The organism is Gammaproteobacteria bacterium (assembly GCA_011375345.1).
Classification (GTDB): domain Bacteria; phylum Pseudomonadota; class Gammaproteobacteria; order DRLM01; family DRLM01; genus DRLM01.
This window is the reverse complement of sequence record DRLM01000142.1, coordinates 1-9,823: the sequence shown is the minus strand read 5'-3', so window position 1 is coordinate 9,823 and position 9,823 is coordinate 1. Positions and strand designations below refer to the sequence as shown.

Below are 9,823 nucleotides of genomic sequence, written 5' to 3'. Positions count from 1 at the left end.
TCAGCCTCAGTGACGTCACCTTCCGTGAATTAAGCGAGCGGGACAGAGTCCGTTACTGGGACAGCGGTGAGCCCGCCGGCAAGGCCGGGGCGTACGGCATCCAGGGCCTGGGCGCGGCCTTTGTCTCCCGTATGTCGGGCAGCTACTCCGGCGTGGTGGGCCTGCCCCTGTTTGAGACGGCGGCCTTGTTGGCGGAATGCGGTTTGGACGTGTGGGCGGGAGAGTGTGGCTGAGTTCATCCGGGCGGCGCTGACTTGAGTGCTTTCTCCCTTGCAGGGGGCTGGGACGGGCTTGTTGCTCAACCCCCACCCTGAATCCTCCCCCTGACCGCCTTTGGGATATACAAGGATGCTGAAAAAGGCCTTCCCGGCCTTTTTCAAGGCCGGCCGCTGCATACGCGGTTTGCGGCGGACGGCAACTGCAAAAAACCCGCACTAAAGTTGCCGTCCCCCGCGGCGAAGTTGTAATCTGCCGGATTCTTTTACAAAGGCGCCCCGATGAGCGAAGAAATTCTCGTCAACATCACGCCCCAGGAAACGCGCATCGCCGTGGTGGAAAACGGCGTCCTTCAGGAAGTTCACATCGAACGCACCCGCCGCCGGGGCCTGGTGGGCAATATTTACAAGGGCAAGGTGAGCCGGGTGCTGCCGGGCATGCAGGCGGCCTTTGTGGAGCTGGGGCTGGAACGGGCGGCGTTTTTGCGGGCCTCGGACATCGTGCCCTTTCCCGAAGAAACCGCCGGCCCCGAGGGGGAAGCGGAGGAAGAACGCCGCGCGCCGCAAATCGGGGAGCTGCTTTCGGAAGGCCAGGAGTTCCTGGTGCAGGTCATCAAAGACCCCCTGGGCACCAAGGGCGCCCGTTTGACCACCCACCTCACTGTTCCCTCCCGCTATCTCGTTTTCATGCCCATGTCCCGCAATCTGGGTGTGTCGCAGAAAATCGAGGACGAGGCCGAGCGCCAGCGGCTGAAAACCATCATGGCCGAGCTGGCGGGCGAGGACATGGATGACGGCGGCTACATCATCCGTACCGCCGCCGAGGGGGCCGACGCGGAGGATCTGCGGGCCGACATGACGTTCCTGCGGCGCCTGTGGGCATCCATCAACGAGCGGGCCGCCTCGGCGGCGGCGGGCACGGTGGTGTACGAGGATTTGTCCCTGGCGCTGCGTTCACTGCGGGATTTGGTGGACGTGGACGTGGAGAAGGTGCGCATTGATTCCCGCGAAACCTTCCGCCGCGCCGTCAGCTTTGCCGAGCAGTTTGTGCCCCAGGTGGCACCACGGATCGAATATTACCCCGGTGAGCGGCCCATCTTCGATCTCTACGGCGTCGAAGACGAAATCCAGCGCGCGCTGGACCGCAAGGTGCCGCTCAAATCCGGCGGCTATCTGATCATCGATCAGACCGAAGCCATGACCACCATTGATGTCAACACCGGTGCCTACGTGGGGCACCGCACCCTGGAAGAGACCATCTTCAAGACCAACCTGGAAGCCGCCCAGACTATCGCCCGGCAGCTGCGGCTGCGCAACCTGGGCGGCATCATTATTATCGATTTCATCGATATGGTGGAGGACGAGCACAAGCAGCAGGTGCTGGCCGCCCTGGAAAACTATTTGCAGCGGGACCGGGCCAAAAGCCATGTGTGCGAAGTCTCCGGTTTGGGTTTGGTGGAAATGACCCGCAAACGGACCCGCGAGAGTCTGGAGCATGTGCTGTGCGCGCCTTGTCCCACTTGCGACGGGCGCGGTGCGCTGAAAACGGCCGAAACGGTCTGTTATGAGATTTTTCGCGAACTGTTGCGCGAAGCCCGTCAGTTCGATGTGCAACAATTTCTGGTGCTGGCCTCGCAGGAGGTGGTCGATTTGCTGTTGGATGAAGAGTCCACCAGCTTCGCCGAATTGGAAGCCTTTATTGGCAAACCCATCAAGCTGCAAGTGGAGGCCCTCTACACCCAGGAGCAATTCGACGTGGTGTTGATGTAGCCCGGCGCGCGCCCGTCACTTCTTCCCCATGGCCGCTGTCAAAGTCCAGCCCAAACGCCCCCGGACCCGCGCTGTGGCCCGCCACTGTTGGCGCAGCGCCGGCCTGCTGGTGGTGGCCCTCGCGGTGCTGGTGACCGCCTTGCGCCTGTTGCTTCCCCTGGCCGGTAACTACAGGCAGGACATTGCCGACTGGGTGAGCGAGGCCCTGGGGCAAGAAGTGGCTATCGAAAAAATGCGCGCCGGCTGGCACGGCTTCGGGCCCACATTGGTGTTGCAGGGTGTCACCCTCTTCGGCGAACAGCACCAAGCGCTGCTGAAAGTGGCCCTCGCCCGCGTGGATGTCGACCTGTTTGCCTCCCTTCTCAACGGCCAGCTCACCCCGGGCCGGCTGACCGTGCGCGAAGTGGAACTGGTGGTGGTGCGGGAACACGACGGTCACTTAAGCATCGGCGGCGTCAGGCAGACCGGCACGGGGGAGGACGGCGCCCTCGCCCGCTGGCTGAACAACCAGCGCTGGCTGGCGCTGGAAAACAGTATCGTGCATTGGCGCGACCTGAAGCACGATGGCCTGTCGCTGGAGTTTCGCGGGGTGGACTTGGAACTGCGCCGCAACGGTGCCCGGCGGGTGATACGGGGCGGTGCGGAACTTCCCGGGGAACTGGGCCAGCGTTTCACGTTCAGCGCCGAAGTGTTCGGTGCCCTGGATCAGCCGCGGCTGTGGGAGGGGCGCGCCTATGTGCGGGGCCAGCGCCTGCGCCCGGGGGCGGTTCTGGCCGCAGCGCCCCCGCTGAATGTGCGCATTCCCCGGGGCGACCTGGATTTTGACCTGTGGGTGCACTGGTCCCAGGGGCAGGCCACCCTGGTGGAAGGCAGTTTTACCGCCCGTGATCTGGCCGTGGCCGCCGCCGCGCACCACGCGTCCACGGCGCTGTTGCGGCTGGTCCAGGGCCAGTTGCGCTGGCAGCAGCAGACCGGGACCGGCTGGGCTCTGGATCTGAGCCGCCTGTTTCTGGTATCCGCCGCGGCGCCCCTGCCTCCGCCGCCGGCGCAGTTGCGGCTCGAATACCACGCCGGGGGCGAAGGGGCGGGCCGGCTTGAGGCCGGCCTGAGCCGGATTCGGGCAGAGGAGCTGGCCCGGCTGTGGATCCAGGGGGGCTGGGGGGCGGAGCAGGCCCGCGCAACGGTCCGGGCGGCGGCCGTGGAAGGCGAGTTCAAAAATGTGTACCTGCGGCTGGAGTGGTCAGGGGACACAGCGCCCCGCTGGCTGGTGCGCGGCGAGTTTGAAGACACCGGCAGCCAGGCCCATGGCCGTGTCCCGGGGGGACGGGGTTTCAGCGGTTCGGTGGTCAGCGACAATCAACGGGGGGTGTTGCGCCTGGACAGCCGGGGCGCCGTGTTCAGCAGCCATTTGTTCCGGGAAAGCCTGCCGGTGGGCCGTTTGCAGACGGTTTTGTATTGGCACCGCGAAGGGGGGGGCTGGCGGCTGCGCGCCCCCGATATCCGGTTGGAAAACGAGGATATCAAAATCCGTGCCGCCCTCAATTTGTCCCTGCCGGGGAACGGGCACTCGCCGGATGTGGATTTCGTGGCAGGCTTCGACGAGGCGCATCTGGAGCACGCCTCCCGTTATCTTCCCGCCGCCGTCATGCCTCCCAGGCTCGCAGCGTGGCTGGACCGGGCCGTGGTGGGCGGCCGGGCCGGCCAGGGGGCGGTGCAACTGCGGGGGCCGCTCAGGCAGTTTCCTTTTGACCAGGGCGGGGGACGGTTTGAAGTGCGCTTCAACGTGCGGGACGGCATTTTGGAGTATATGCGCGACTGGCCCCGCCTGGAGGAGGTGGAAGCGGGCTTTTTGTTTCGCGGCCGCAGCCTGGACGTTGAAGTGGCCGCGGCCAAAACCCGGCACGGGGACATCGACGAGGCCCGCCTGCGCATTCCCGATTTCAAGGCCAGGCCCGCCGTGCTCATCATAGACGGAACAGCGCGGGGGGACGCCAGTGACGCCATCGACTTTGTGCGCGAGACCCCCCTGCGCAAGCGGCTGGGCAAAGTGGTGGCCCACATGGAGGCCAGCGGCGAGGCCCGGCTGCGTCTGGAGATGAAATGGCCGTTGGGCACCCGCAAGCCGCTTGTCAAGGGCTCCCTGGCCGTGCGCGACAGCCGTTTGCGCCTGCGGGACGCCGACCTCCTGTTCACCCAGGTCAATGGCGCACTGGACTTTGACCAGCACGGTTTCAGCGCCGAGAAACTCAGCGGCCGGATTCTGGGACAGCCTGCGGAAGTCAGCATCCGCCAGGAGCTCGGTGAGGCCGGCCGGGTCACCGTGTTCGACGGGCAGGGCGAGGCGGCGGTGCGTACGGTGGCGGATCGCTTTGCCCCCTTTTTAGTGCCCTACCTCTCCGGGGCGGCGGCCTGGCAGGGGAGTCTCCGCCTGCCCGGCCGGGGCGGCGCAGCCGCGGAGCTGTCGGTGTCGTCCACCCTGGCCGGGGCGCGCCTGGCCTTGCCCCGGCCCCTGGGCAAGGCCGCCGGGGAGGTGCGTGCCCTGACTTTGCGCGTGCCCTTGCCGCCCGCGGTCGAACGCCCCCTCCGTTTTGATTACGGCGGCGTGTTGGCGGGCGTCCTGGCGCTGGGCGGGCCGGCGGGTGCGCCCTGGCGCGGCGAGCTGCGTTTCGGGGCGGCGCCCGCGGTGGTGCCCGAGGCGCCCACCTTGCGCCTGGCCGGCGTGCTCCCCTATTTTTCCTACCAGGACTGGGAACCGCTGTTGTGGCCGCCCGAAAAAAACCGGGCAGCGCCGGGACCGGTGGGACTTGTGGATCTGGCGATCACGCAGGCGGTCTATTCGGGCCGCGTCTTTCACGATGTCCGGCTCAGCGCCCGGCGTGGCGCCCAGGCCTGGGAGGCAGACGTCAAGGCCCGCGAGGTGGCCGGCCGGGTGCGCTTGCCCCATGACCTCAGCCAGGCGGTGGTGGCAAACCTCACGCATTTGGAACTGGTGCGCCTGAACGGCGGGCAAGGCAAGGGGACGGGCGCGGATCCGCGCCGCCTGCCGCCCCTGGAGCTGGACGTTCAGGCGCTGCGCTACGGCGCCCTGGAGCTGGGCCGCCTGCGCCTGCGGGCGTCCCGCATCCCCACCGGCTTGCGTTTTGACGACATAAGCACGGTGGCGCCGGCATGGCGCTTCACGGGGCAGGGAAGCTGGTTGTGGGAAGGTGGTGGGCCCCATTCTTCCTTCACCATCAGTCTGGATGCGGACGATGCCGGCGGGGTGCTCGCCGGGCTGGGCTACGGGGACATGATCCAGTCCGGCAAGGGCAGTGCCACCCTGGCCCTGCATTGGGATGGGCCGCCAGCCGCCTTCGATCTGGCCCGCGCCCAGGGGAGCATCGAGTTCGATATCAAAAAAGGCCGCATGCTGGAAGTGGACCCCGGTGCCGGCCGCTTGTTGGGCCTGCTCAGTTTTCAGGCCCTGCCACGGCGGCTGGCGCTTGATTTTTCGGACTTTTTCAAAAAAGGCTTTGCCTTCGACCGCCTTGGCGGCCTGTTTGCTGTGGAAGATGGCAATGCCTATACGGAGAATCTGTTCATGGAAGGGCCGGCGGCCACCATCGTTGCCCGGGGCCGGGTGGGCATCGCCACGGAGGACTATGATCAACGGGTGATCGTGGTGCCCCACGTCTCCGCCGGCCTGCCCCTGGCCGGGGCCATCGCCGGGGGGGTGGGCGCCGGCGTGGCGGTGCTGTTTCTCGAACGTTTGCTCAAACCCAAGATCGATGAACTAACTCGGGTAGAATACCGGGTCACGGGACCGTGGCGGGCGCCGGTGATCGAGCGCGTCGCCACGGCGGGCACCGCGCCGGCGGGAAGTGAGACACAACAATAAGGATTCCGCTTTCCAGCCGGGAACCACAACAACAACGACCCACAACCGTCTGGGTTCAGCGCCCGGGGAAGCGGCGCCGGTGGCCGCTTCAGGCGCAACCCCAACCCGGACTGGGTGCAGATCTCATCGCAGGGAGCCTCATCTATGAAGCAGTTATGGCTGTATAGCGCCGCAGTGTTGACCGGCATGCCGGCGATGGCGCAGGACTATTATCTGGGCGCCGATGTCTGGGCGGCGCCGCGCAGCGGGGCCGTGGTTCTGGCCATGGCGCCGGTGGCCGCGGCCGTGCGGCACTATCTGGGCGCGCCGGACCAGCGGTTGATTCTCAGCTATCCCGGTGGCGAAAGCGGGAATCTGTGGGCCAGCGAGTTGCGTGACTGGCTGGTGGCTCTGGGCCTGCCTTCGGCCCGTCTCCAGCTTCAGGCGGGGGCGGCGGACAGCGACCGGATCCGGCTCAGCGTGCGTCCGCTGGACGTGGACACCCTCCCCGTTCCGGCACCCAGGGAGGCGCCATGAGTCTCGTCGCAGCAATCCAAATGGCCTCCGGGCCCAATGTGAAGGCCAACCTTATCGAGGCCGGCCGCCTGATCGCCCAGGCGGCGGATCAGGGCGCCAAACTGGTGGTGTTGCCGGAGAACTTTGCCATCATGGGCCACTCCGAACAGGACAAGGTCAAACAGCGCGAGGGCGACGGCCAGGGTCCCATTCAAGCCTTTCTCGCCGAGCAGGCTGCCCGGCACGGCGTGTGGCTGGCCGGCGGCACCGTGCCCCTGGAGGCGGCGGATCCGGCCAAGGTGCGGGCGGCTTGCCTGCTGTTCAATGAGCGCGGCGAGCGGGTGGCCCGGTACGACAAAATCCATTTGTTTGACGTGCATATCGAAGCCACAGGGGAAAACTACCAAGAGTCCCTGACCATCGAGCCGGGCACCGCCGCGCCGGTGGTGGACACCCCCTTCGGCCGCATGGGCCTGGCGGTGTGTTACGACCTGCGGTTCCCTGAGCTGTTTCGCTGCCTGCTGGATCAGGGCCTGGAGCTGCTGGTGGTGCCCTCGGCCTTTACCGCCATCACCGGCTCTGCCCATTGGGAGATTCTGGTGCGGGCGCGGGCGGTGGAAAACCTCTGTTACATGGTGGCCGCCGCCCAGGGCGGCTATCACGCCAACGGCCGCGAGACCCACGGCGACAGCATGATCGTCGACCCCTGGGGCGTGGTGCTGGACCGCCTGCCGCGGGGCTCCGGCGTGGTGATGGCGGAGCTGGACAGGGATTGCATCGACAGCATCCGGCGCAACTTTCCCGCCACCGATCACCGGCGCCTCCACTGCCGCCTGCCGGCATGATTGGCGGCTTTTCAGCCCCGGGTGCAGGTCAGTGTGTCCCATCGGGCCTGGGAATCCGCCGCCGGGCCCGTTGTGCTTTGTTTTGCACCGGGGGATGGCGGCCCCGGTGACGATCATTGTCAATAAAACGGAACGGATCAAAACATGACACATGCGCCCCTAGATGTGGCAAGAGAGCTGATTCTCGCTCCCGCCGGCCTGGCGGAAAGAGAGCTGGAAACCGTGTTGCACGCGTTGTTGCTGCGTTCGGTGGACAGCGCGGATTTGTACTTCCAGAGCAGCCGCTATGAGAGCTGGTCTTTGGACGACGGCATCGTGAAAAGCGGCAGTCACGGCATCGACCGGGGTGTGGGCGTGCGGGCGGTCAGCGGGGAAAAAACCGGCTTTGCCTATGCCGATGAAATCCTGATGCCGGCCCTGACCCAGGCTGCGGACGCGGCCCGGGCCATCGCCGGCCGGGGTGGTTTGGGGGCCGTGCAGGCTTGGCGGGCGCAGGCCCAGCACCAGCTCTATCCCGCCCTGGATCCCCTGGACACCTTGTCGGCGGCAGACAAGGTGGCTTTGCTGCACGCAGTGGATGCCGAAGCCCGCCGGCAGGATTCGCGAGTGAAGCAGGTGATGGTCAGCCTGGCAGGTGAGCACGATGTGGTGCTGGTGGCGGCCAGCGATGGCACCCTGGCGGCCGATGTGCGCCCCCTGGTGCGCCTCAACGTCAGCGTGGTGGCCGAGGCGGGCGGCCGGCGCGAGCAGGGGACGGCGGGGGGCGGCGGCCGTCATGGCTACCAGAGCTTTGTGGGTGAGCGCAGCCTGGCTCTTGCGCGCGAGGCGGTGCGCCAGGCCCTGGTCAACCTGGAGGCCGGTGATGCACCCGCCGGCACCATGACGGTGGTGCTGGGGCCGGGCTGGCCCGGCGTGTTGCTGCACGAAGCGGTGGGTCACGGCCTGGAGGGCGATTTCAACCGCAAAGGCAGCTCGGCCTTTGCCGGCCGGATCGGCGAGCGGGTGGCATCACAGTGGTGCACCGTGGTGGATGATGGCACCCTGGACGGCCGCCGCGGCTCCCTGAATGTGGACGACGAAGGCACACCCACCCAGTGCACGGTGTTGATCGAGCGGGGCGTGCTCAAAAGCTATATGCAGGACAAACTCAACGCCCGTTTGATGAACACCGCGCCCACCGGCAACGGCCGCCGCGAGTCCTACGCTCATTTGCCCATGCCGCGCATGACCAACACCTACATGCTGGCGGGCGAACACGAGCCGGGGGAGATTATCGCCTCGGTGGACAAAGGCCTGTACGCGGTGAACTTCGGCGGTGGCCAGGTGGACATCACCTCGGGCAAATTCGTGTTTTCCGCCAGCGAGGCATATCTGATCGAAAATGGCAAAGTGACCCGGCCCGTCAAAGGCGCCACCCTGGTCGGCAACGGTCCCGATGTGCTCACCCGCGTGTCCATGGTGGGCAACGACCTGAAGCTGGACGAAGGTGTGGGCACCTGCGGCAAAGAAGGACAAAGCGTGCCCGTGGGGGTGGGCCAGCCGACCTTGAAAATTGATGGCCTGACGGTGGGCGGCACCAGCGCCTGAGGGCACTTTTGAGCACACAGGGCGCACAGGACCTGCGGAGAAAAGGTGATCGGGGGCAACTGCCCGGCGTGCGTTTCACGCCCGGTTCCAAACCACCCTCAGTGGCCTTCCTGCACCCTCCCCTTTTTGGAGCGGGGGCCCGGGGTGGGGGACGGACAGCGCCATGCCGTTGCCAAGCGCGTGACGCCAGTGGCCGGCATGGCTGCGCTCCCGCAATATCTTCCACATCCGTGTCCTGTGCGCCCGCAGCGGTTGACGCAAAAAACAAACGGAGCAAACCATGAGCCAATCGGACAACGCCAATCTGCCTGCCCACGGGGAACTGGCCGCTATCGTGCAGACGATATTGGCGGAGGCCCGGCGCCTGGGGGCGTCGGCGGCGGAAGCCGGGGTCAGTGTTGAAAGCGGTTTGTCGGTCACGGCGCGGCGGGGCGAAGTGGAGACGGTGGAACACAACTGCGACAGGAGCCTGGGCGTGACGGTGTACTTTGGTCAGCGCAAAGGTGCTGCCAGCAGCTCGGATTTCTCCGCTGCCGCCGTCACCGAAACGGTGGGCGCCGCCTGCGCCATCGCCCGCCATACGGCGCAGGATCCGTGCGCAGGCCTGGCCGATCCGGAGCGTCTGGCCAAGACGGTGCCGGACTTGGATCTCTATCACCCCTGGCCGCTCAGCCCTGAGCAGGCCATCGCGCTGGCCCTGGAATGCGAAGGGGCCGCCCTGGCGGTGGACCCGCGCATCAGCAACTCCGAAGGGGCAACGGTGTCCAGCCACAGCGGTCGCCGGGTGTACGGCAACAGCCACGGGTTCCTGGGCGGCTATCCCAGCTCGCGCCACAGCCTGAGCTGCGCAGTCATCGGCGAAGACGGCCGGGGGATGCAGCGGGATTACTGGTATACCGTGGCCCGCGACAGCACCCGGCTGGAAGCGCCCCGCAACGTTGGCCGCCGCGCCGGTCAGCGTACCGTGCGGCGCCTCAACGCGCGCCGCCTGGCCACCTGTGAAACGCCGGTGATTTATGCCGCCGAAGTGGCGG

At 66.7% G+C, this 9,823-nt stretch carries 7 protein-coding genes; all 7 read left to right on the top strand.

What is annotated here, in order from left to right:
* The coding region (locus tag ENJ19_10815) for a septum formation protein Maf (GenBank protein HHM06217.1) at positions 1-233 on the top strand (233 nt) is incomplete at its 5' end.
* A gap of 264 nt (positions 234-497) precedes the next feature.
* Positions 498-1,985, top strand: a complete 1,488-nt coding sequence (locus ENJ19_10810) for a ribonuclease G (protein ID HHM06216.1) — start codon at positions 498-500, stop codon at positions 1,983-1,985.
* 28 nt (positions 1,986-2,013) lie between these two features.
* Entirely contained in the window at positions 2,014-5,862 is a 3,849-nt protein-coding gene (locus ENJ19_10805) for a TIGR02099 family protein (GenBank protein HHM06215.1), read from the top strand.
* A gap of 144 nt (positions 5,863-6,006) precedes the next feature.
* Positions 6,007-6,378: a hypothetical protein gene (locus tag ENJ19_10800; GenBank protein ID HHM06214.1), complete on the top strand. Its 372-nt coding sequence runs from the start codon at positions 6,007-6,009 to the stop codon at positions 6,376-6,378.
* A complete protein-coding gene (locus tag ENJ19_10795) occupies positions 6,375-7,202 on the top strand; it encodes a carbon-nitrogen hydrolase family protein (GenBank protein ID HHM06213.1) in 828 nt (275 codons plus the stop codon). The genes ENJ19_10800 and ENJ19_10795 overlap by 4 nt, the downstream gene beginning before the upstream one ends.
* 144 nt (positions 7,203-7,346) lie before the next feature.
* On the top strand, positions 7,347-8,789 hold the full coding sequence (gene tldD, locus ENJ19_10790) for a metalloprotease TldD (GenBank protein HHM06212.1): 1,443 nt from the start codon (positions 7,347-7,349) through the stop codon (positions 8,787-8,789).
* Positions 8,790-9,069: 280 nt separating this feature from the next.
* Positions 9,070-9,823, top strand: a 754-nt coding sequence (gene pmbA, locus ENJ19_10785; GenBank protein ID HHM06211.1) for a metalloprotease PmbA, incomplete at its 3' end; no start/stop codon positions are given.

What these genes read in the sequence shown, in the direction of transcription:
- ENJ19_10810 (HHM06216.1), top strand. Translation starts at nt 498, where the DNA reads ATGAGCGAAGAAATTCTCGTCAACATCACGCCCCAGGAAACGCGCATC.
- ENJ19_10805 (HHM06215.1), top strand. Translation starts at nt 2,014, where the DNA reads ATGGCCGCTGTCAAAGTCCAGCCCAAACGCCCCCGGACCCGCGCTGTG.
- ENJ19_10800 (HHM06214.1), top strand. Translation starts at nt 6,007, where the DNA reads ATGAAGCAGTTATGGCTGTATAGCGCCGCAGTGTTGACCGGCATGCCG.
- ENJ19_10795 (HHM06213.1), top strand. Translation starts at nt 6,375, where the DNA reads ATGAGTCTCGTCGCAGCAATCCAAATGGCCTCCGGGCCCAATGTGAAG.
- tldD (HHM06212.1), top strand. Translation starts at nt 7,347, where the DNA reads ATGACACATGCGCCCCTAGATGTGGCAAGAGAGCTGATTCTCGCTCCC.